Genomic DNA, 22,129 nt, shown 5'->3' with positions numbered 1-22,129 from the left:
GCGACGCTCAGCGAAAGATCACTGTCTTGTCCTGGTTGATGAACACCCGGTGTTCCAGGTGGTATTTCAAGGCTTTGGAGAGGGCGACGGTTTCGGTGTCGCGGCCGATGGCGACCAGCGAATCAGGCAGGTGGGTGTGGTCGACCCGCTGGATTTCCTGCTCGATGATCGGTCCCTCGTCGAGGTCGCTGGTGACGTAGTGCGCGGTGGCGCCGATCAGTTTCACGCCACGGTCGTAGGCCTGGTGATAGGGCTTGGCGCCTTTGAAACCGGGCAGGAACGAGTGGTGGATGTTGATGGCGCGCCCGGACAGTTGCTGGCACAAACCGTCGGAGAGGATTTGCATGTAGCGGGCGAGGACCACCAGGTCGGTTTGCGTGTCCTCGACGATGCGCATCAACTCGGCTTCCTGGCTGGCCTTGCTGTCCTTGGTGATCGGCAGGTAGATGAAGCGGATGCCCTCGCGCTCCGCCATGGCCCGCAGGTCCAGGTGGTTGGAGACCACGGCGGTGATGTGCATGTCCATCTCGCCCTTGCGGTGGCGGTAGAGCAGGTCGGTCAGGCAGTGATCGAACTTGCTGACCATCAGCAGCACCCGGGTCGGCTGCCGTGAACTGAACAACTGCCACTGCATGTCGAACCCGCCGGCCAGGGCGCCCAAGTCCTCTCGCAAGGCGCCGATATCACCGTCCACGCCGGTGTTGAACCGGAACACGGCGCGCATGAAAAACTGCCCGGTGAATTCGTCGTCGAATTGCGCCAGCTCGCTGATGTAGCACTGCTGGCGAGCGAGGCAGGTGCTGATGGCCGCGACGATGCCGGACGCCGCCGGGCAGTTGATCTTGAGAATGTACTGTTCGCTAAGGGTGTCCATCGAAGGCTCCCGTTGATGACGTGCAGGGTGAAGTGGCGGCCGGCTCAGCCCTTGGCCGTGCGTTTGGTTTTTGCCGGGTCGTCGAAGGGCAGGGCGTGGATCACGGCGGCGCTGTGCTGGCTGCCGCGCACCTGCAGGGCAACGCCGGGTACCGAGCACGCGACGCTCATGCGCGCGAGGGCCATGGAACGTTTGCTCAGGCGCGAATACATGCCGCAGGTGACCACCCCGACTTGTTTGTCGCCTTGCCACAGAGTGTCGCCGGCCTCGGCGGCGCGGACGCCTTCGAGCAGCACACCGGCCATTTTGAAACGCTCCTGACCGCGCAGCCGGAAGTGTTCATCGGCGCCGCGAAAGTCGCGCTTGTCCGGGGAGACGGTGAAATCCAGGCCCATTTCCCAGAGCGTGTCGCCGGCCTTTTGGTCGGCGAAGGGGTACATCTGCGAGTTGTCGTAGGGGAAGAACATCAGCGAACTTTCCACCCGCAACCAGTCCAGGGCGGTGAAGGCGCAGGGGATGATGCCCATGCCTGCGCCCTGTTCGAGAATGGTGTCCCACAGTGCCGGCGCATCGGCGGCCTTGCAGAAAATTTCGTAACCCCGTTCGCCGGTGTAGCCGGTGCGAGAGATCATCACCGGGCGATCGAACAGTTTCGTTTGCAGGTGATGGAAGTAGGGCAGTTGGCGAATCCCCGGCACGTGCTCGGCGAGGAAGTCCACCGCCAGCGGGCCTTGCAGCGACAGGTCATGCAAGTCGTCGTCGAACAGCACCGCCACCTGCCGGCCCTGGGACGAGCGCACCAGCATTTCGTAGCCGTTGCCAGCGCCGTGGACCACCATGAACGCGTTGGGGCCGGTGCGGTAGACGATGCAGTCATCGACGAACGTGCCGTCTTCATCGAGCATCGAGGCGTACACCGATTTGCCCGGGTACAGCTTCGCGATGTCGCGGGTGGTCGCCCATTGCAGCAGGCTCTCGGCGTGGGGGCCGACGTAATGGACTTTTTTCAACCCGGAAACGTCCATCAGCCCGGCGCGGGTGCGAATCGCTTGATGGTGGTCGGCCAGTTCGCTGGTGTAGGTCCAGGCGGTGCCCATGCCGTTCCAGTCTTCCAGGTTCGAGCCGAGCGCGCGGTGCCGCTCGGCCAGTGCAGAAATACGCCATGATTGAGCCATGTGGAGGTCCTCGTCGGGAGAAATAGGAAAGGGGTCAGGCGTTTGGATCGAAGCGGCTCAGCCACTCGACCAGGGTCTGTCGATAACGGGTCATGCCTTTGTAGTCGGCGATGGGTTCGGGCAGGTCGCGCAGCACCCGGTGCAGGCGGCAACCCCAGCCAGGCTGGGTGACCAACTCGTCCATGCTGATCAGGTACGTGCGGATGCTGAACATCACCGCGTGGCTGCGCGGCAGGCGCAGCATCACTTGCAGTTCGACCCGCAAATGCACCTGTTGCCCGACGTTGTCGGCGGTGATACGGCCACGGTCGGCCCCCCATTGATGGAAGGTTTCGGGGGACGAATCCAGGCGCGGATTGATGGTCAGGGTCCAGTTCAGCCGGCGCACCGGCTGCCCGACTTGCAGGTTGAGCAAGTACTTCAGGGCGCGGTCGAAGATCCCCATCTGATGCGCCATCGGTACCGGCGAATGCCACTGCTTGAAACTCATGCCGGCGTCGAACGCCAAGGACCAGTCGGCCGGGCTGGTGACCATGCCGGCGTCCATGAACAGGTCGCCTTCGCGCTGATCGAGCAGGGCAAAATCGCCCTGGACCTGACGCGTGATGAACTCCAGAGGCTCGCAGGGCAAGGTTGTGGCATCGCCAAAGGTAAAGCGCTGATCGATGTCCAACCGATGATTGCGCCAATGCCACTGGTCACCGTCGCGCTCGAGCTGGAAGTCCTGCGGGTAATCGCTGGCGAGGTGCTCCATCAGAATCTGCAGGGCGTCCCAGGCGGCCATTTGCATGTGCGGCATCACCAGATAACGGCGTGGGTCTTGATCCAGTACCAGCGCGCGCTCGGCCATTTCCGAACGGTAGTGTTCATCGATATCGAAACCGTGCTGGTAGATCGAACCGGGATCGCGGGAAGTGGCCGGTTCGATGTTCACCGAATACAGGTAACTGTCCTCGGTGAAGGGAAAGGGAAACCGGCGAATGGCCTCGGGGCTGTTGCGAAACGTGAAGGTGTCCCGATAGGTCTGCACGGGGCTCGATTGAATGGACATGGTCGACTCCTAAAGGTCCAGCGAAACGGAAAGGCCGCAGCCGCGAGAGACACAGGGCATCAGAAAATCAGCCTGTTCGGCGGGGCTCAGGAAGCTGTCGCGGTGTTCGATTTCGCCACGCACATGGCGCGTCCTGCACTGGCCGCACACCCCGCCACGGCACAGGTTGGGCACTTCAAGTCCGGCGGACTCCAGGGCCTCCAGCACACTTTGTTCGGCACCAACCCTGAGCCGTCGACCGCTGCGCACCAGCTCAAGGTCAAAGGGTTGTCCCGGTTGTGCGGCGCTGAAGGCTTCCCAATGCACCCGGCTGTCCGGCCAGCCCAGCGCCTTGGCCTGTTGCCGGACGGCATCGAGCATCGGTTGTGGGCCGCAGGTGTAGAGATGGCTGCCCAATGGGCGGTCGCGCAGGATGCGGCAAAGGTCCGGACGGCTGTGGTAGGTGTGAAAGCGCGAGCCGAGGCGCTGACGCAACGTGTCGAGGTAGGCGTCGCTGAGGCCCGGGCGACACAGGTAGTGCAGCTCCACATGCGCCTGCTGCTGTTCCAGCGCCGCGATGTACGCCATGAACGGCGTGATGCCGATGCCGCCAGCCAGCAGGATGTGCAGGCTGGCCGTGGCGTGCAGGGCGAACAGATTGGCCGGCGGTGAAATCTCCAGGGTGTCGCCGATCTGGACGTGCTGATGCAGGTAGCGCGAGCCGCCGCGTGAGCTGTCCTGCAAACGAACCGCGATGCGGTAATGGTGGTTGTCTGTCGGGTCGCTGGTCAGCGAATACGCATTGCGCACCTTTCCGTCGGCCAGTGCCAGGTGAACCTGCACATGGCTGCCGGGGGAAAACCCAGGCAGCGGACCGGCACAGCTTTGCAGGGTGAATTCACGCACCACTGGGGTGAGCATTTTTGCGGCGCTGACCCGAACCTTGAGCACGGCGCTCATGATGTGGCTCCGGCGCGTGGCTCATCGGGATTGCTGCAGACGCCGAGGTAAGCCCCCAGGCGCCTGGAAAAATGCTCGCGGACATCCAGCGCGACGTCACAACCGATGCAGGTCACGACGGCCTCCGGGCCGGCGGCCTGGGTCAGGCCGCAATGCACGCAATAGACGTGGCGCGGGCCTGGCAGCGAGTGGGTGATGTCGATCTCGTCGTCCTCAAGTCCGGCGCGGCGTGCCTGTCCGTGAACACCCCAGACGAACGCCTCGTCGCCCAGGATGTAGAGGTGGCAGCCGACGCGGGCGCTGGAAAGCACGGCGTCCAGTTGGTCGGCGAAGTTGGCATCCTCAGCGTTGAGTACCCGCGACTGTTGCCACTGGGCGACCGCGGGCGGGCAGGCAGCGGCCGATTGCATGACCACGATGTGCCGGGTGACGGCCTCGCGGGGCATCGGCTGGCGATACCGCGGGAGGCTGTGAAGTCGGTCGGGAGCGGCGTTGTGTCTGTCCGTCATGCTGGCGTTCCTGGCGGGATGTTGTTTCCTGTTGGGGAAGATAGTTTCCTACGGGGAAAATCTTCTCAATCCGGAAAAAGGGGTATCTCTTTGGAGGTAGTCCGCGATCGGCGGGCGTTGGGGGCATGGAAGTTGCTCGTGATTGCTCAGGGCGGAGCAACGAGACGGGGAGTCATCGACAGTGCAGACACGACCGCAGTGGTGGGCACGCTGGTTTGGGCGCATCCGCGTCGAACAGATGCGCAGCGTGCGCCGGCTGCTGGCCGGGTTGCCGTTGTGCCAGATGCACAGTGACGGTGCCTTGTCGGGCTTTCTTGACCGTTTCGAAGCACTGCTGCCCGCGTCCAGGCTCAACCTGATTCTTGGCGGCGAGGACCTGGGGCCGGCCCGTCGCGGGCAGCTCGGCGGTTGCCGGGACGTGCCTGAGTGCCCCTGGCGCAACGCGAGCCTGGGCGATGGGCCGCAGGCGTGTGCTCCTTGCGGCAAGCGCGGCGTGCATCGGTTGTTGTGCGCTTTGCCGGAAGAAGATGGGCTGAATAAAGGGGTGTTGTTGCTCGATACCCCGGGGCCCGTCGGCGCGAGCTGGCACCGGTTGCTGGAAGAGACCGCGCAGGCGGTCGGGGTGACCGTGCGCTTGTTGCGCCACACCCGCGAGCAGCGGCGCAAACAGGCTACCTCTCAGCACGGTGCGCTGGCCCGCGAGCTACACGACTCGGTGGCGCAACAGCTGGGTTACCTGTCGTTCCAGGCGCGCTTTGTCCAGTCAAAAATGGGCGAGCCCGAGCAGGCAACGACGGCGTTGCAGGAGCTGCGCGGCGGCCTGAGTCAGTTGCAGCGTCAGGTGCGCGAGTTGATCACCAGCGCTCGCCTGACCATGGACGGGCGCTCGCTGCGTCAGGCCCTGGCCGATTCCGTGGCCGAGTTTTCGCGACGCTGCATCATCGTTTTCGAACTGGACAATCGCCTGCCTGACGACGCCCTGAGCCCTGAAACCGAATTGCAGATCCTGCAGATCATTCGCGAGGCCCTGGCCAACGCCGTGCGCCATTCTCACGCCCGGCACGTGCGCATCGAGCTGCGGCAAAACCAGCAGGGCGATGCCTCGATCTCGGTCGAGGACGACGGTATTGGCCTGAGCCCGGCGTCGGGCGAGGAAAACCATTTTGGCCTGGCGATTATCCGCGAGCGCGCCGCGAGCATTGGCGCCAGCCTGTCCATTGAAGCGATCCGGCCGCACGGGGTACGCGTCCACCTTGGTCTTTCACCCAGCCAGAACCTGACACAGGGGAGTCTCGATGGACTGCACGACCTTATTACTGATCGATGATCACCCGCTGTTTCGCAAGGGCCTGGCACAGCTGTTCGGCGCCAGCGATGACTACCAGGTGGTCGGGCAAGCCGCCAGCGGTCGCGAAGGGATCAACCTGGCGGTGAGCCTGGCCCCGCAGCAGGTCTTGCTGGACTTGCACATGCCGGGCCTGAGCGGATTGCAGGTGCTCGATGAATTGCGTCAACTGCAACTCGACTGTCAGGTGGTGGTCCTGACCGCGTCGATGGACCGCGCCGAGCTGCTGACGGCCCTGCGCCTGGGCGCCAGCGGTTACGTGCTCAAGGAAACCGAACCCGATGCGTTGCTGGCGTACATGCGCAACTGCAACAAGGGCGCGATTGTCCTCGACGCTACGCTGGTGGCGCTGCTTGCCGATCAGCAAGCGCCCGTGCACGGGCCGGATCAGGCCGACGCGGAGCACCTGACGGATCGTGAGGGCCAGACGCTGGCGTTGATCGCGGCGGGCATGAGCAACAAACAGATCGGTCGGGAACTGGGGATCAGCGATGGGACGGTCAAGATCTATGTGAAGAATCTGCTGCAGAAACTCAACCTGCATTCGCGTCTGGAGCTGGCGGCGTGGGTGCACAACGGCCCGTCGCCACGACATGAGGAGCGCCATTAGATGATCGAATGGCCACAGTCAGCGGGGCAGATGCCGCCTTCGCACTGGATGGACTTCTATCCCGCCGCGCTGCTCGAACTGCGCGACAGCGGTCAGATCGCCGACTTCAACCTGGCGTGGGCGCAATTGATGGACCGGCCGGACCCGCAGCGCCACCTCATCGACTACGTGCACCACGAAGACCGTTCGTTATGGCTCCAGGCGTTGAATGAACTGCGCCGGCACCCCGAGACCTCGTTCAATCAGCGGCTGCGTTTTGTTCACCCGTCGGGCGAGTTGCGCTGGTTCGAGATCAGCCTGAAGCGCGGCGGCAATCGCTTCTATCTGGTGGCGGGGGATATCACCGTGCACAAGCGCCGCGAGATTTCCTTGCAAGCCAGCCAGCGCAGCAGCATGAGCCTGCTCGACAGCATGCCGGGGCTGATCTATCGCGGGCGCAACAACCGTGACTGGACCATGGAGTTCGTCAGTGCGGGTTGCCTGCAACTGACCGGTTACCCGGCGGAGCGATTGGTGGACAACCACGACTTCACCTACAACAGTTTGATTCTGCCCCAGGACGCCGATTACGTGTGGCGCGAGGTGCAATATGCCTTGGCGCGGCAAGCGCCTTTCGAACTCAATTACCGGATTCGTTGTGCGGACCAGTCGATCAAGCAGGTCTGGGAAAAAGGCGTCGGCATTTATGCCGACAATCGCGAAGTGCTGGGCATCGAGGGGGCGATTTTCGAGCGGCACGTTGGGATTTAAGGGGGGGTGTGTGGCGAGGTCGCAAGCTCGCTCGCCACAGGGGTTGTCAACTCATCAAGACAGTTCGCCGACGCCTTGGCTGCGCTTGCTCAGTTTCATCAGCCAGTAATAACTCAGCGCCGGCACCAGCAGGCCGACGATCCAGGCCAGGTCCACGCCGTCCAGTGCCGTGGCCACCGGGCCGACGTACAGGGTGGTGTTCATGAACGGAATCTCCAGGAAAATCGCCAGCAGGAAACTGCCACAGGCGATCCAGTTGATGCGCCCATAGATGCCGTTCAGGTCGAAGATGTCGTCGATTTGATAGCGGCCTTTGCGCAGGCAGTAGTAGTCCACCAGGTTGATCGCCGTCCAGGGGATCAGGAAGTAGCTCATGAAGAAAATGAAGTTGAGGAAGAAATTGATGAAATCAGCCTGACTGATGGTGCACAGGGCCGTGGCCACCAGGCTGATCATCAGCATGAACAGACCGCGGACCCGGGGCGTAACCTTGAGCCGGGCGAAGGGCTCGATCACGGTGATGGTCGACATGAACGCGCCGTACAGGTTGAACACGTTGATCGACACCTGGCCGTAAAGAATGAAGGCAAACAGCAGCACCGCGCCGCCACCGAACAGCCCGGCGACATGCCCGCCGACGTTGCTGGAAAAGTCGCCGATACCAACGCTGAGGATCGCGCCGAGAATCATCATCCACGCGCCGCCGCTGACGGTGCCGGCGTAGCTGTACCAGAACACCTTGGCGGTCGGTGTGTTGCTCGGCAGATAGCGCGAGTAGTCCGCGACATAGGGTGCGTAGGACAACTGCCAGGTGACCGCAATGCTCACCGCCACCAGAAACTTCGACAGCACAAAACCCGTTGGCAGCCAGTGTTCAGCCGGGATCGGCAGCCGCAACGCGAGCACCGTCGCAGCGCAGAACACGCCCAGCGAGAGCAGCGACAGCCATTTCTGCAAGCGATGGATCAGGCGATACCCATACAACGCGACGACGAAGCACAGCGCGCCGATCAGGTAGATGTTGCCCGTGGCAGGCAGCGGGCTGACGGTCTCCAGCGCCTGGGCGGCAAGCAGCGTATTGCTGACGAAGAAGCCGAGGTAGATCAGCATCACGAACAGCAGCGGCAGCACCGCGCCCAGCACGCCGAATTGCGCGCGGCTCTGGATCATTTGCGGAATGCCCAGTTTCGGTCCCTGGGCGGAATGGGACGCCATGAAAATCGCCCCCAGCAGGGAGCCGATCACAATCGCCAGCGCACTCCAGAACAGATTGAGCCCCATCACCACCGGCAACACGCCGGAAGCGATGGTGGTGATGTTCATGTTGGCGCCGAACCAGATGAAGAACAGCGAGCCGGGGTGGCCATGGCGTTCGGCTTCAGGAATGAAATCGATGCTTCTTTTTTCGACGTGCATGGCGATCACTCCTGAGTCCGGGCGAGGTGGGTGTTCAGACGGGCGATGGTGCTTTCGAATTCATGCGGTTGGTGGGCGAACAGGTCCGGGTGCTCGGGGACCAAGCTCAGGTAATCGCGGTATTCGAGGGCGTGCAGGCATTGGGCGCTGGTCAGGAGTTCCAGGGAATAGACCCAGTTGGCCATGATCAACAGCGCCGAATAGTGCCCCGCCAGCGTGGTCGTGGTGCAGGCATCGCTGACCAGGCGGACGCGATAGCCCAAGGCGAAGGCGTCGAATACGCTGCTGAGTACGCAGACGTCGGTCAAGACGCCACAGACGATCACGGTGTCGACCGCTTGCGCCTTGAGTCGGGCATCCAGGTCGGTGCGATGGAAGGCGCTGTAGCGACCTTTATCGAGCACGATTTCATCGGGTTGCGGGGCCAGGCGCTCGATGATTTCCACTTGCCGGGTCTTGGCGCGGTAGCTGCTCGGGCCACCGTCGACGGCCCGTGGTTCGCCGTGCGGCATATCACTGCCGTCAGCCTGGTTGATGTGGCGGGTGTAGATGACGGGCACCCGCTGACGGCGGGCGGACTTGAGCAACGTGGCGGTATTGCTCACCACGGAGTCGAAATTTTCGAGGACGAAACTGTCCTCCTGTTGCATGTCGATGATCAACAGCGCGTTTTTATTGTTCATTGGGCAAACCTGATCTTGAGCCGAAGCACAATGCAGCGCGCACGCCCCGCGGTGGCGCGGCGTGAGGTGCGTGGTTTTCTGTTCGGGTGGGCTCAGTGAACTATTTGCCAGAAGCCGTTCTGTTTCGCCGAAACGCTGGCGCGCAGGCGTTTGAGGTGGATATGCGAAGCGGTCCATTCGCCGCGCAGGTAAGCCTGCTCGGCGCCGGAGGGAGGGGCGAGTGATGGGCGGCGATCATTCAGCATGGGAATCGACCCTACACGTCAGTCAGCCCCCAGGCTTCGCGTCCAGAGGGCAGGGAGGCGGGCTCAGCGAAACGCTGGCACCACGTGTTTGATAAACAGCTCCAGGGATTTTTTCTTCTCCGCATGGGGCAGGCTGTTATCGCACCAGAAACTGAATTCGTCGACACCCAGTTCCTGGTAATACTTGATGCGCGGGATGATTTCTTCCGGGGTGCCGATCATGGCTGTGCGGTGCAGGCTCTCGAGTTCGAACTCCGGGCGACCGGCGAACTTCTCTTCCGGGCTAGGTGCCAGGAAGCCATTGACCGGCACTTCCTTGTTGCCAAACCAGGCGTCGAAGGTGCGGTAAAAACGAGAGATGGCCTTGGCCCCGACTTTCCAGCCTTCAGGGTCATCGACGGCGTGTACGTGGGTGTGACGCAGCACCATGAGTTGCGGGCGCGGCACGTCCGGGTTGTTGTCCAGTGCGGTCTGGAATTTGTTCTTCAGGTCGAGGACTTCTTCGTCGCCCTTCATCAGCGGCGTGACCATCACGTTGCAGCCGTTGGCCACGGCGAAGTTGTGCGAATCCGGGTCCCGTGCGGCGATCCACATCGGCGGGTTCGGCTTCTGGATCGGCTTCGGCACGCTGGTGGATGTAGGGAATTTCCAGATATCGCCGTCGTGGGCGTAGTCGCCTTGCCACAAGGCACGCACCACCGGGACCATCTCCCGAAGCGCCTGGCCACCGGAGGAGGCGGGCATGCCGCCGGCCATCCGGTCGAACTCGACCTGGTAGGCGCCGCGTGCCAGGCCGACTTCCATGCGACCGTTGCTGATCACGTCCAGCAGGGCGCATTCGCCGGCGACCCGCAGCGGGTGCCAGAACGGCGCGATGATGGTGCCGGCGCCGAGGTGAATGGTGGTGGTCTTGGCGGCCAGGTACGCCAGCAGCGGCATCGGGCTCGGCGAGATGGTGTATTCCATGGCGTGGTGTTCGCCGATCCAGACCGTGCTGAAGCCACCGGCCTCGGCCATCAGGGTCAGTTCGGTCAGGTCTTCGAACAGCTGACGGTGGCTGACGCTTTCGTCCCAACGTTCCATGTGCACGAACAGTGAAAACTTCATGACGCTACCTCGAATCTTTTGTTATCGGCCTGTCGACTGCGGGCCTGTTGCCTGGAGTGAACGCCGGGTTCGGCTGGTTGATTATTGGTATACCATAATACGTAATAATCGCAACAATATTTCTCGGTGAGTCAGGCGAGAACGGGCAGGGCGCCCATCTTGCCGTGGCAATACACCAGCGGCCCGGCGGTGTGCTGGGGCACGATCAGGTTCTTCACCGCACCGACCATGATCGCGTGGTCCCCGCCTTCATATTCGCGCCACAGTTCGCACTCGATGACCGCCGTGGCATTGGCCAGAATCGGATTGCCCAGCTCGCTCAACGTCCATTCGATGCCTTGCGCCTTGTCCTTGCCTTTACGGGCGAACGCATAGGCTTCGCTTTGCTGGCCACCGGACAACACGTGAATGGCAAAACGTTTGTTCTTGATCAGGACAGGATAGGAGTCGGAGCTGTAGTTGGGGCAGAACAGCACCAGGGCCGGGTCCATGGACAGCGAGCTGAACGCGCTGGCGGTCAGGCCGACGATCTGCCCGTCGTCATCGAGCGTGGTGATCACGGTGACCCCGGACGGAAACGAACCCATCACTTGTTTGTAGATGGCGGCATCGATCATGGGACGGTCCTCTGGCGGTGAAACGGGTTTTTATGAATTTGTAGGTCTGATGGTATACCGTAATACGTCGTTTGCAAGGGCTTTTTTGGTCGTCCGATAAACGTATCTGTTTGCGCTAATGTTCAATGATTACGGGGCTTTAGCCGAGGGTGTGCCTACTCGGGAAGGCCAATGAAGCGGATCAGATCGTCGGTTAAACACCGGTTCAGCCTTGTGAAATGTTTGGAATACCATAATATGACCGGCATCTGAGGGGTGGCCGAAGAGTCCCCCCGGTTTGGCTTCATACAACTATAAGATCAGACAAACTCGAGTTCATGCACATGTCCCAGATGTCCCGGCAAGACCCCCTGATCGAGAATCACACGGTCGATTACGTCCCACTCGCGGAACGCCATGGGAAGGCCCGCGACCTGTTCACGTTATGGTTCAGTACCAATATCGCGCCATTGCCCATCGTCACCGGGGCCATGGTGGTTCAAGTGTTTCATTTGAATCTGGCCTGGGGCCTGTTGGCGATTGCGCTCGGGCACATGGTCGGCGGGCTGGTCATTGCGCTGGCGTCGGCACAAGGCCCGCGCATGGGCATCCCGCAGATGGTGCAGAGCCGTGGGCAATTCGGCCGTTATGGCGCGCTGCTGATCGTGTTCTTTGCGGCACTGATCTACATCGGCTTTTTCATCTCGAACATCGTGCTGGCCGGCAAATCGATTGTGGGCATCGCGCCTTCGGTTCCAGTGCCGGCGAGCATCCTTATCGGTGCCCTCAGCGCTACCGCGATCGGTGTGATCGGCTACCGTTTCATTCACACCCTGAACCGTATCGGTACGTGGGTCATGGGCAGTGCCCTGATCGCCGGGTTCCTGTTTATCTTTGCCCATGACCTGCCGGCGGACTTCTTCACCCGCGGCGGTTTCAACCTGTCCGGCTGGCTGGCCACGGTGTCGCTGGGCATCATCTGGCAGATCAGCTTCTCGCCGTACGTTTCGGACTACTCACGTTACCTGCCGGCCGATATCGGCATTGCCCGGCCATTCTTCGCCACGTACCTGGGCGCCACGCTGGGCACCATTCTGTCCTTCTCTTTCGGCGCGGTAGCGGTGTTGGCGACTCCGGAAGGCACCGAGGCGATGGCGGCGGTGAAGCAATCCACGGGTTGGCTGGGGCCGATTCTGATGGTGCTGTTTTTGCTCAACATCATCAGCCACAACGCCTTGAATCTGTACGGTGCCGTGCTGTCGATCATTACATCGATCCAGACATTCGCCAGCCAGTGGACGCCGACCATCAAGTTGCGTGTGGTGTTGTCGAGCATTGTATTGGCGGGATGCTGCCTGGTGGCGTTGAGCGCTTCGGCGAACTTCATCTCGCAATTTATCGGCCTGATTCTGGCGCTGTTGCTGGTGTTGGTGCCGTGGGCTTCGATCAACCTGATCGACTTCTACGTGATCAAGCGCGGCCACTACGATATCGCGTCGATTTTTCGCGCTGATGGCGGGATCTACGGGCGTTTCAACCTGCATGCGATCATTGCGTACTTCATCGGCATTCTCGTGCAGTTGCCGTTTGCCAACACGTCGTTGTATGTCGGGCCTTATGCCAATCTGGTGGAAGGCGCGGATTTGTCGTGGCTGGTGGGATTGGTGGTGACGTGCCCGCTGTATTACTGCCTGGCCACGCGTGGCAAAGCGCAGGAAAGCAGGGCTACCCGATTGGGTTATGCCGAGTAGTTAACACTGGAAAGCAATGTGCCGCAGGTTAATGCGGCACAGGTGGGTCATTTGTCATTCCTGGTCGCCTTTACCTTGGCCGCATACTTCGAAAGAGCATTGGATTCCTCTTCGAAATAGATATCGGCCTGACTGCGCGCCCTGGCTGCAATCAATTCGATTTTATCGGATACCGCGACAAGTCGATGGCCATACCCGGTGTCAAGTGTATGTGCAGAGGATGAATGACTGTGCTTCGCGCCTGACATGATGACTTCCTTGTAGTGGAGTGAAAGTCATGAATACCGCCGGGCCGTCACTTATTCAATCTTTTGACTTGGCTTAACTGCGACAAATTATGACAACCGAGTAGCCATTGCAGAGGCAAGCTCTGGAACTCGGTAAACAGTCAGTCCAGTAATGAAATCAAACGTGGTTCGATCGAACCCGAAAACACCTCAAGCAACGCCAGCGTCACCGGCAACTTGAAGCGCCGCCGGCCCGCGCTGCCGGGATTCAGGAACAACCGTTCGCCACGCCATTCGATGCGTGGCTGATGCGAATGGCCGGTGATCACCAGCCTTGTGTCGGCATCAAGATCGGCCGGGACATCGGCGATGTCATGCACCAGCAGGGTTTGCCATCCATTCAACTCGAAACTTAATCGGTCGGCGATATGTGCTGCCCACGCGGCGCCCAGGTCGTTGTTGCCGCGCACCACGTGCAGCGGGGCGATGGCGGCCAACTGATCAAGAATGTCAGGCGCGCCGATGTCGCCAGCGTGAATGATCCGTTCACAACCCTGCAGCGCCACGAGGGCTTCGGCGCGCAACAAGCCATGGGTGTCCGAGATCACGCCGACTTTCATGTGCGGTTCTTCATGGGATCTACTCCTCAAAACGCCCTGTGTGTTCACGATCACGCTTGTAGTGTTTCGTGAGCGGGAAGGGCGGCAACCAGGACTCGCGGCGCACGATCCAGCTTTCGTAGGTTGGCTTTAGCTGGTCAGGCGCATCCAGCGAGCCGAGGTTCACTTCGATCTCGTCGTCGGTCCGTGCGAAAACGGATGAGCCGCAACGAGGGCAGAAAAACCGCCCGGCGTAGTCGCGGGTTTCGCCCTCGATCTTCACTGCGTCCTGAGGGAATATCGCGGAGGCATGAAACAGCGCGCCATGATGCTTGCGACAGTCGAGACAGTGACAAAGGCCAACCCGATAGGGAAGGCCTGAGGCCTCGATCCGGACGTTGCCGCACAGGCAGCCGCCAGTGAATCGGTCCATGTTGCGTCTCCTGTGAAATCAAGCGGCAGGAATGATTACGACAAACCGGGTCGACAAAAGTCTAGCGTTTCAACTCGCCGATCACTGACTGACGCGACTGTTTCAGACAAACGCAGAAACACGAACACAAAAAAAGGCCGCCGCAGCCCGACGCTGCGGCGACCCGAGGGTGACTCGTTACCGGCGGCCCACTGGTAAGGGCCGCCCGGCAGATCAATGGGCGCCAGCGGCCTTGTTCAAGTCGCTCTCGGCCCACTCGGTGTACACGCACGCATCCGCCGTGGCCCAGCGCACACACACCGGGTCGCCGGTCTTGAGCGGCATGCCGGCGGCGGAGAGTGCCTTGACGGTCATTGAGGTTCCGCCCAGGGTTTTCACGGTGCAGGTCTGGCTTTCACCGAGGAACAGCACTTCACCGACAATCGCCGACACTTCATTCCAGCCCGCCGCCAACGGTTCTTGAGCCGCTTGTTCGACGCTCAGGGCCAGGGCTTTTTCCGGGCGCACCATCAGCAACACATCTTGATCGGTTTGCAGGCCGGCGGTCAGGCGGATGGACAGCGACTGGCCTTCGAACGAAGCCACTGCGTTGCCTTGAGCCTTGAGCTTGAGGAAGTTCGAGTTGCCGAGGAACGAGGCGACGAAGGCATTCGGCGGGTTCTGATACAGGTCATATCCGCTGCCCAGGCCGACGATTTTGCCGTGGCTGAAAATCGCAATGCGCTGGGACAAACGCATCGCTTCTTCCTGGTCGTGGGTCACGTAGACGATGGTGATGCCCAGGCGACGGTGCAGTTGACGCAGTTCGTCCTGCAGGTCTTCGCGCAGCTTTTTGTCGAGGGCGCCGAGGGGTTCGTCCATCAGCAGGATGCGTGGCTCATACACCAGCGCCCGTGCGATGGCGACGCGCTGTTGCTGGCCGCCGGAGAGTTGCGAAGGGCGGCGATGGGCAAATTGTTCAAGCTGCACCAGTTTGAGCATGGCGTCGACCCGGCGTTCGCGTTCGGCGGTCGCCAGTTTGCGAATGGCCAGCGGGAACGCGATGTTGTCGCGTACCGACAGGTGCGGGAACAGCGAGTAGCGCTGGAACACCATGCCGATGTCGCGTTTGTGCGGCGGCACATTGACCAGGGACTGGCCGCTGACGAGAATCTCGCCGCTACTCGGGGTCTCGAAGCCGGCGAGCATCGACAGCGTCGTACTTTTGCCGGAGCCGCTGGAGCCGAGGAACGTGAGGAATTCACCGTCCTTGATGTCCAGCGAGATGTTGTCCACGGCGGCAAATTCGCCGTAGTACTTGTTCAGGTTGCGCAGGCTGACCAGGGGTTTGTCGTTCTGCAGGGCGGAATCTTTGATCACGGCACTCATGTCGTACTCCTGGCGCTCAGGCGCTGATTTCATTGCGCCGGCGAACGGCGGCGGCGATCACCATGACCAAGACCGAGAGGCCGATCAGCAGCGTCGAAGCGACGGCGATCACGGGCGTCAGGTCCTGGCGCAGGGTGGTCCACATTTTCACGGGAAGGGTCTGCAGGGTCGGGCTGGCCATCATCACGCTCAGCACCACTTCGTCCCACGACACCAGGAACGCAAACAGGGCCCCGGCCACCATGCCCGGACGAATCGCCGGAAAGGTCACCTTGAACACCGCTTGCAGGCGTGACGCACCACAGATCACCGCGGCATCTTCAATCGACTGATCGAACAGCTTCAGCGAGTTGATGATCGAGATGATGGTGAACGGCAAGGCAACGATCACGTGGCTGACGACAAAGGCAAACATCGTCCCGGTGTAGCCGAGTTTGAGAAACAGCGCGTACACCGCCACCGCAATGATCACCAGCGGCACGATCATCGGCAGGGTGAACAGGCCGTAGAGCATTTCCCGTCCCGGAAAACGTCCCCGCACCAGGGCGAACGCAGTGGGCAAGCCCAGGGCCACGGCGAAGAAGGTGGTCAGCACGGCGACCTTGAGGCTGGCCACGGCGGCGTTCATCCAGTCGGCGTTGGAGAAGAACTGGCCGTACCATTTCAGCGTCCAGCCCGGTGGCGGGAACACCAGCCATTGAGACGAACCGAAGGACAGCAGCACGATGAACACGATCGGCAACAACAGGAACAGTGCGATCAGGCCCGTCGTGAAGTACAGGCCGAAGCGCATCCGGCGGCTCATGGCATTAGGGGTCAGGAGCATGACGGCTTACCTCGCGTTGCTGGCGCCAACCGGGGATTCCGGCTGGAGCTTCAGGTAGAAGTAGAACAACACCAGCGTAATGACGATCAGCAGCGCGGCACCGGCGCTGGCCAGGCCCCAGTTGAGGAACGACTGCACCTGCTGAATGATGAACTCGGGCAGCATCATGTTCTGCGCGCCGCCCAACAGGGCCGGGGTGACGTAGTAACCGAGCGACATCACAAACACCATCAGGCCACCGGAAAACAACCCTGGCCGGCACAGTGGCAGGAACACCCGGAAGAAGTTGGTCCAGGGGCTGGCGCCGCAGATCGAACCGGCTTGCAGGATCATCGGGTCGATGGCCTGCATGGTCGCCTGCAATGGCAGCACGATGAACGGGATCATGATGTAGCTCATGCCGATCACCACGCCGGTCAGGTTGTGCACCATCTCCAGCGGCTGGTCGATGATGCCCATCGCCATCAGCGCCTTGTTGATCACCCCGGAAGCTTGCAGCAGCACCAGCCAGGAATAGGTCCGGGCGAGGAGGCTGGTCCACATCGACAGCAGCACGATGTTGAGGATCCAGCGACCCCAGCCACGGGGTGCCAGGGTGATGGCCCACGCCAATGGGAAGCCGAGCAGCAGGCTGAACAGGGTCACCAGCCCGGCGACCGAGAAGGTGTTGAGCAGGACCCGTGCGTACGCCGAGTTGGCGAACAGCTGCGCGTAGTTACCCAGCCCCGGTGTCGGCTCCAGCACCCCGCGCAGCAACAGACCGATCAACGGCGCCAGGAAAAACAAGCCGAGAAACAGCAGGGCAGGGAGCAGGTTACTTGCGCCACGCCAGCGCTGTGTCAGTGAAGGGGTTTGTGTCATCGCAGCGGCCTTGCCGGAAACCGCCCCGGCAACGCCAGTGGCGCTCCCGGTCGGAGTGGACGCCGTCATTTTCATTTGACCAGCCATTCGTTCCACCGTGTCGCGATGGCCGGACCGTTTTTGGCCCAGTACGCGAAATCAAGAGTGATTTGATCCTTTGCGTAGGCAGTCGGCAAGTTCGGAGCCAACACCGAGTCCAGGCGCGCGACGCTGTCAACGTTGACCGGTGCGTAGGCCGTCAGGTTGGAGAAATCCGCCTGGCCCTTGGCGCTGCTGGCATTGGCCAGGAACTTCATGGCCGCGTCCTTGTTTTTCGAACCTTTAGGGATGACCAGGATATCGGCCATGACCAGGTTCTGTTTCCAGCTTACGCCAACCGGTGCGCCGTCTTCTTGCAGGGCGTGGATCCGGCCGTTCCAGAACTGGCCCATGCTGGCCTCGCCGGACGCGAGCAACTGTTGCGACTGCGCGCCGCCGCCCCACCAGACGATGTCTTTCTTGATGGTGTCGAGTTTTTTGAAGGCGCGATCCAGGTCCAGCGGATAGAGCTTGTCGGCGGTAACACCGTCGGCCAGCAGCGCCAGTTCAAGCACGCCAGGGCTTGGCCATTTGTAGAGTGCGCGTTTGCCGGGGTAAGTCTTGGTGTCGAACAGTGCGGACCAGTCCTGGGGCTTGCTGGCGCCCAGCTTGCCTTCGTTGTAGCCGAGGACGAAGGAGAAGAAGAACGAACCGACGCCGTGATCGGAGACAAATCGAGGGTCGATTTTGTCGCGCTGGATCACTTTGAAATCGAGGGGTTCGAGCAGGCCTTCAGAGGCGGCGCGCAAGGCGAAGTCGGCTTCGACATCGACCACGTCCCACTGGACGTTTCCGCTTTCGACCATGGCTTTGAGTTTGCCGTAGTCGGTCGGGCCATCCTGGACCACGGTGATGCCGCTGGCCTTGCTGAACGGGTCGGCCCAGGCCTGCTTCTGCGCATCCTGAGTGCTGCCGCCCCAGCTGACGAAATTGACGCTCTCGGCCGCCATCAACGCCTGGCTGGTCACGCTCAGTAATCCCGCAAAAAGAACTGCGGTTGCACGTTTGTTCAACACCATTTTCACGCCCTCATTTGTTGTGTTTTGAGCGGGCTTTGTAGTGCCCGCCTATCGGGAGCAGTAGGTCCATCTGGCCTCTAAAGGCGACCGAGCCAAGGGCTGTTATTGGGGCTTTCCCTGTCGGGGGCACTTGGCTGAAGCGTCCGGTCTATGGAATATCATATTATGGTATTCCAAACTTTGTGCAAGCACTTTGCCTTACCGGCTATCCGCCAATTCGGGTTTTTTCTAAGTCGAAACACAATCCCTGTAGCAGCTGGCGAAGCCTGCGTTCGGCTGCGTAGCAGTCGTGAATTCATGCCGCGCGGAGCATCAGTAAGGCCTCGCCCTCTAGTTTTTTGCGACTGCTACGCAGCCGGACGCAGGCTCCGCCAGCTGCTACAGGATGCGCGCTTGATCACTGGATAAACGGAATGCTCTCGATCACCTCCAGGTTATAACCGGTCAAGCCGGCGTATTTCAGCGGGGGGCCAAGGTGTCGCAATTTGCCCACGCCAAGGTCTTGCAGAATCTGTGCCCCGGTGCCGACTTCAGAGTAGATGCGCGATTGTGAGCGGCTGAACTGACGGGGCGCCTGGGTCAGTTGGGGTACTCGTTCGAGCAATGCCTGGGACGATTCATGATTGGCCAGCACCACCACCACGCCGCAACCTTCTTCAGCCACGCGTTGCAGCGCGGCCCACAAAGTCCAGTTGGACGGGCCGTGGTATTCGGCGCCCACCAGATCGCGCAGCGGATCGATCACATGTACGCGCACCAATGTGGGTTCGTTGCGCTGCAATTTGCCCATGACCATCGCCATGTGCACGCCGCCTTCGATGCGGTCTTCAAAGGTGATCAGGCGGAAGGTGCCGTGCACCGTCGGCAGCTCACGCTCACCGATGCGCACCACGGTGTGCTCGGTGCTGAGGCGATAGTGAATCAGGTCGGCGATGGTGCCGATCTTGATCCCGTGTTTTTGCGCGAACACCTCAAGATCCGGACGGCGGGCCATGGTGCCGTCGTCATTCATGACTTCAACGATCACCGATGCCGGGGTGAAACCCGCCAGGCGGGCCAGATCACAACCGGCTTCGGTATGCCCGGCGCGGGTCAGCACACCGCCTTCCCGGGCTCGCAACGGAAAGATATGGCCGGGCTGCACCAGGTCGGTGGGGCCGGCGTCGGCGGCAACCGCAGCGGCCACCGTACGCGCCCGATCAGCGGCGGAGATGCCGGTGGTCACGCCGACGGCCGCCTCGATAGACACGGTAAACGCGGTACTGAAGACGCTGCCGTTGCTCGGCACCATCTGCTCCAGGCCCAGCCGCTGGCAGTGGTCGTCGGTCAAGGTCAGGCAGATCAGGCCACGCGCCTCGCGGGCCATGAAACTGATGGCTTCGGCGGTGCAGCAGTCGGCGGCGAGCAACAGATCACCTTCGTTTTCCCGATCTTCGTCGTCAACCAGCAGCACCATTTTGCCGAGTCGGTAGTCTTCGATGATTTCTTCGATGCTGTTGAAGGCCATGCTGGGATTCTCAGTGTTGGGTGGGAATATAATGTGGTATACCATAATACAAAATTAACCGAGAGGTCACTATGAAGGCGTACTGGATTGCTCATGTGGATATCACTGACCCGGATCAATACACCGAATACACCCAGCGGGCGCCGCAGGCCTTTGCGGCGTATGGCGGGCGGATATTGGCTCGGGGCGGGCGCAGCGAAGCGATGGAAGGACGGGTGACGCCGCAGCGCAGCGTGGTGATCGAATTCGACTCGTATGAACAGGCGGTTGCCTGCTATCAGTCCGAGCAGTATCAGGAGGCGAAAAAGCACCGCGAAGGGGTGGCTCGGGCTGAGGTGATTATTGTTGAGGGGGTGTTTTAGATCGGTGTGTATATCCGTGTTTGCGACGCACACCAATCCCATGGCCAACAAAAATCCAATTGTGGGAGTGAGCCTGCTCGCTCCCACATAAAGCAGATTGTTGGCGCTTACCCCGCAGCCAAAAACCGCCGGGGAATGTCATCCGCAAACGGATAGAGCGAAAAGTAAGGCCTGGCCTCATCGATCACCCGCTGAACGGACGGCCTCTGCACCAACCTGTCGAAATACGCCCTCAAATGCGCATGTTCCTCAGGAAACGCCACCAAGGTGCTGGCGTAAAACAGCGCCGGTGCCGCCGCGCAATCCGCCATGCTGAACGTCGCGCCAGCCACCCAGGCCTTGGACGCGAGCTGGCGATCAATCATCCCGTAAGCGGTCATCAGCACGGCGCGCTCATGGCTCAGATCACCGTTGGCCGCCCGGATCCGGTCACCGACTATCGCTTGCAACGGCACCTGGACGTACAGGTCAAAAAACCGGTCCCATTGCCGCACCTCCAGCGCAGTCTCCCAATCATCTGGAATCAACCGCGACTGAGCGGCATAAAAATGATCCAGGTACTCGATGATCACCGTGGACTCGGCAACGTTGCGCTGCTGCGTCTCATCGCGGATCACCGGGAATTTGCCGATCGGCCACAGCGCTTGAAGCGCCGCCCGGTCTGCCTCGTTCCCGAGGTCGATCAGCCGCTTCTCGACATCAATGCCGTGCTCATAAAGCGCAATCAGCACCTTGTGGCAGAACGACGACAGCGGATGGTAGTACAGCGTCAGTGACATATTTCGACTCCTCGGCGCAAGGAGCGCGCACGGTGTCAGCCAGGAAGACTTTGAAGTATTGGCCAATGTCTGAAGATCCGCGAGTCACGTTCTTAAACGGCAGACGAGCAGGTCAGGCGGATGAAAATCCGCCCGACCCAGTTTCAAAAACGTTGGTCGTCCATGCCTCTGTGCGACAACCCTTATCCCTCTACGAAAATTACTTTCGCCTCGTTTGAAAATCACGCCTCGAAATGTTTTATGAATTTCACAATCCATTCGACGTGACCCTTTCGAGGAGTACCGCATGACCCTGTCCTTCGGCTATTGGCTGCTGGTGTATGCCGCCATCGCCATCATTGCGCTGATCGTGCTGATCGCCCGTTACCGGCTCAATCCCTTCATCGTCATCACCCTGGTCTCTATCGGCCTGGCGTTGCTCGCCGGCATGCCGCCGTCCGGCGTGGTCGGCGCCTACGAGGCGGGGGTTGGCAAGACCCTGGGGCACATTGCCCTGGTGGTGGCGCTGGGCACCATGCTCGGCAAGATGATGGCCGAGTCCGGCGGCGCCGAGCAGGTGGCGCGGACCTTGATCGACCGCTTTGGCGAGAAGAACGCGCATTGGGCGATGGTCTGCATCGCCTTCCTGGTCGGGCTGCCGTTGTTCTTCGAGGTCGGTTTTGTACTGCTGGTGCCGATCGCGTTTACCGTGGCGCGCCGGGTTGGTGTGTCGATCCTGATGGTCGGCTTGCCGATGGTCGCCGGGTTGTCGGTGGTGCATGCCCTGGTGCCGCCGCACCCGGCGGCGATGCTGGCGGTGCAGGTGTATCAGGCGTCGGTGGGGCAGACCTTGCTCTACGCGATTCTGATCGGCATTCCGACCGCGATCATCGCCGGTCCGCTGTACGCCAAATTCATCGTGCCGCGCATTCAGCTGCCGGCGGAAAACCCGCTGGAACGGCAGTTTCTCGACCGCGAACCGCGCGACAGCCTGCCGGGCTTCGGCATCACCATGGCGACCATTCTGTTGCCGGTGGTGC

The 22,129-nt window shown here is 61.2% G+C and carries 25 protein-coding genes; 6 read left to right on the top strand and 19 right to left on the bottom strand.

The genetic code is table 11. The annotated features are described in order from the left end of the window. Positions 1-7 precede the first annotated feature (7 nt). The 5 genes from purU to EJA72_RS27200 are packed head-to-tail and all read right to left on the bottom strand — an operon-like array spanning position 8 to position 4,548. Positions 8-874: a formyltetrahydrofolate deformylase gene (purU, locus tag EJA72_RS27220; RefSeq protein WP_157714962.1), complete on the bottom strand. Its 867-nt coding sequence runs from the start codon at positions 872-874 to the stop codon at positions 8-10. Positions 875-918: 44 nt separating this feature from the next. Further along, the gene (locus EJA72_RS27215; protein ID WP_157714961.1) at positions 919-2,049 is read right to left on the bottom strand and encodes an aminomethyltransferase family protein; all 1,131 of its coding nucleotides are present in this window, start codon (positions 2,047-2,049) and stop codon (positions 919-921) included. Between the two features lie 34 nt (positions 2,050-2,083). Next, complete coding sequence (locus tag EJA72_RS27210) at positions 2,084-3,100, bottom strand: DUF3445 domain-containing protein (protein ID WP_157714960.1); 1,017 nt, start codon at positions 3,098-3,100, stop codon at positions 2,084-2,086. 9 nt (positions 3,101-3,109) lie between these two features. After that, a complete protein-coding gene (locus tag EJA72_RS27205; RefSeq protein WP_157714959.1) occupies positions 3,110-4,039 on the bottom strand; it encodes a PDR/VanB family oxidoreductase in 930 nt (309 codons plus the stop codon). Further along, positions 4,036-4,548: a dimethylamine monooxygenase subunit DmmA family protein gene (locus tag EJA72_RS27200; RefSeq protein WP_157714958.1), complete on the bottom strand. Its 513-nt coding sequence runs from the start codon at positions 4,546-4,548 to the stop codon at positions 4,036-4,038. Before EJA72_RS27200 ends, EJA72_RS27205 begins: the two co-directional genes overlap by 4 nt. A 181-nt stretch (positions 4,549-4,729) precedes the next feature. Between EJA72_RS27200 and EJA72_RS27195 the strand changes: the two genes are divergently transcribed. From EJA72_RS27195 to EJA72_RS27185, 3 genes are read left to right on the top strand one after another with little or no spacing between them, the layout of a single operon-like run. Further along, the gene (locus tag EJA72_RS27195; protein ID WP_372240755.1) at positions 4,730-5,875 is read left to right on the top strand and encodes a sensor histidine kinase; all 1,146 of its coding nucleotides are present in this window, start codon (positions 4,730-4,732) and stop codon (positions 5,873-5,875) included. Then, the gene (locus tag EJA72_RS27190; protein WP_157714957.1) at positions 5,844-6,503 is read left to right on the top strand and encodes a response regulator; all 660 of its coding nucleotides are present in this window, start codon (positions 5,844-5,846) and stop codon (positions 6,501-6,503) included. Before EJA72_RS27195 ends, EJA72_RS27190 begins: the two co-directional genes overlap by 32 nt. Further along, positions 6,504-7,253, top strand: coding sequence for a PAS domain-containing protein (locus EJA72_RS27185; protein ID WP_157714956.1), 750 nt, complete (start codon positions 6,504-6,506; stop codon positions 7,251-7,253). A gap of 54 nt (positions 7,254-7,307) precedes the next feature. Here the strand turns inward: EJA72_RS27185 and EJA72_RS27180 are convergent, their stop codons facing one another. From EJA72_RS27180 to EJA72_RS27165, 5 genes are all read right to left on the bottom strand, one after another. Next, entirely contained in the window at positions 7,308-8,669 is a 1,362-nt protein-coding gene (locus tag EJA72_RS27180; protein WP_157714955.1) for a cytosine permease, read from the bottom strand. A gap of 5 nt (positions 8,670-8,674) precedes the next feature. Beyond that, entirely contained in the window at positions 8,675-9,352 is a 678-nt protein-coding gene (locus EJA72_RS27175) for an isochorismatase family cysteine hydrolase (RefSeq protein WP_157714954.1), read from the bottom strand. Positions 9,353-9,444: 92 nt separating this feature from the next. Next, positions 9,445-9,597 carry a hypothetical protein gene (locus EJA72_RS29010; RefSeq protein WP_178129606.1) on the bottom strand — a complete coding sequence of 51 codons (153 nt, stop codon included), beginning with the start codon at positions 9,595-9,597 and terminating at the stop codon, positions 9,445-9,447. Between the two features lie 63 nt (positions 9,598-9,660). Continuing rightward, positions 9,661-10,704 (bottom strand): LLM class flavin-dependent oxidoreductase, encoded by a 1,044-nt coding sequence (locus EJA72_RS27170; RefSeq protein WP_157714953.1) that lies wholly within the window; start codon positions 10,702-10,704, stop codon positions 9,661-9,663. Positions 10,705-10,835: 131 nt separating this feature from the next. Then, positions 10,836-11,321 (bottom strand): flavin reductase family protein, encoded by a 486-nt coding sequence (locus tag EJA72_RS27165; protein WP_018927703.1) that lies wholly within the window; start codon positions 11,319-11,321, stop codon positions 10,836-10,838. 323 nt (positions 11,322-11,644) lie between these two features. Here EJA72_RS27165 and EJA72_RS27160 point away from each other — a divergent pair, with 323 nt between their 5' ends. Beyond that, positions 11,645-13,051, top strand: a complete 1,407-nt coding sequence (locus EJA72_RS27160; protein ID WP_157714952.1) for a cytosine permease — start codon at positions 11,645-11,647, stop codon at positions 13,049-13,051. A gap of 47 nt (positions 13,052-13,098) precedes the next feature. On the opposite strand, the gene EJA72_RS27155 is transcribed toward EJA72_RS27160, so the two are convergent. From EJA72_RS27155 to ribBA, 8 genes are all read right to left on the bottom strand, one after another. Beyond that, entirely contained in the window at positions 13,099-13,299 is a 201-nt protein-coding gene (locus tag EJA72_RS27155; protein ID WP_157714951.1) for a hypothetical protein, read from the bottom strand. Positions 13,300-13,439: 140 nt separating this feature from the next. Further along, positions 13,440-13,898, bottom strand: a complete 459-nt coding sequence (locus tag EJA72_RS27150) for a metallophosphoesterase family protein (protein ID WP_157714950.1) — start codon at positions 13,896-13,898, stop codon at positions 13,440-13,442. A gap of 19 nt (positions 13,899-13,917) precedes the next feature. Further along, a complete protein-coding gene (locus tag EJA72_RS27145; RefSeq protein WP_157714949.1) occupies positions 13,918-14,310 on the bottom strand; it encodes a GFA family protein in 393 nt (130 codons plus the stop codon). A gap of 213 nt (positions 14,311-14,523) precedes the next feature. Then, entirely contained in the window at positions 14,524-15,678 is a 1,155-nt protein-coding gene (locus tag EJA72_RS27140; protein ID WP_157714948.1) for an ABC transporter ATP-binding protein, read from the bottom strand. 16 nt (positions 15,679-15,694) lie between these two features. Further along, a complete protein-coding gene (locus EJA72_RS27135) occupies positions 15,695-16,504 on the bottom strand; it encodes an ABC transporter permease (RefSeq protein WP_090183084.1) in 810 nt (269 codons plus the stop codon). A gap of 6 nt (positions 16,505-16,510) precedes the next feature. Continuing rightward, a complete protein-coding gene (locus tag EJA72_RS27130; RefSeq protein WP_157714967.1) occupies positions 16,511-17,440 on the bottom strand; it encodes an ABC transporter permease in 930 nt (309 codons plus the stop codon). Continuing rightward, positions 17,437-18,462 (bottom strand): ABC transporter substrate-binding protein, encoded by a 1,026-nt coding sequence (locus EJA72_RS27125; RefSeq protein ID WP_157714947.1) that lies wholly within the window; start codon positions 18,460-18,462, stop codon positions 17,437-17,439. The genes EJA72_RS27130 and EJA72_RS27125 overlap by 4 nt, the downstream gene beginning before the upstream one ends. Before the next feature lie 397 nt (positions 18,463-18,859). Further along, positions 18,860-19,969 carry a bifunctional 3,4-dihydroxy-2-butanone-4-phosphate synthase/GTP cyclohydrolase II gene (gene ribBA / locus EJA72_RS27120; RefSeq protein ID WP_157714946.1) on the bottom strand — a complete coding sequence of 370 codons (1,110 nt, stop codon included), beginning with the start codon at positions 19,967-19,969 and terminating at the stop codon, positions 18,860-18,862. A 71-nt stretch (positions 19,970-20,040) separates the two neighbouring features. Between ribBA and EJA72_RS27115 the strand changes: the two genes are divergently transcribed. Next, positions 20,041-20,331, top strand: coding sequence for a DUF1330 domain-containing protein (locus tag EJA72_RS27115; RefSeq protein WP_157714945.1), 291 nt, complete (start codon positions 20,041-20,043; stop codon positions 20,329-20,331). A 107-nt stretch (positions 20,332-20,438) separates the two neighbouring features. Here the strand turns inward: EJA72_RS27115 and EJA72_RS27110 are convergent, their stop codons facing one another. Further along, entirely contained in the window at positions 20,439-21,110 is a 672-nt protein-coding gene (locus tag EJA72_RS27110; RefSeq protein WP_157714944.1) for a glutathione S-transferase family protein, read from the bottom strand. Between the two features lie 286 nt (positions 21,111-21,396). Between EJA72_RS27110 and EJA72_RS27105 the strand changes: the two genes are divergently transcribed. Beyond that, on the top strand, positions 21,397-22,129 hold a 733-nt coding region (locus tag EJA72_RS27105; RefSeq protein WP_218574386.1), incomplete at its 3' end, for an SLC13 family permease.

The sequence above is a fragment of the Pseudomonas sp. PB120 genome, from assembly GCF_009761815.1.
GTDB lineage: Bacteria > Pseudomonadota > Gammaproteobacteria > Pseudomonadales > Pseudomonadaceae > Aquipseudomonas.
The sequence above is the reverse complement of the archived record's forward strand: the minus strand, read 5'-3'. Positions and strand labels throughout refer to the sequence as shown.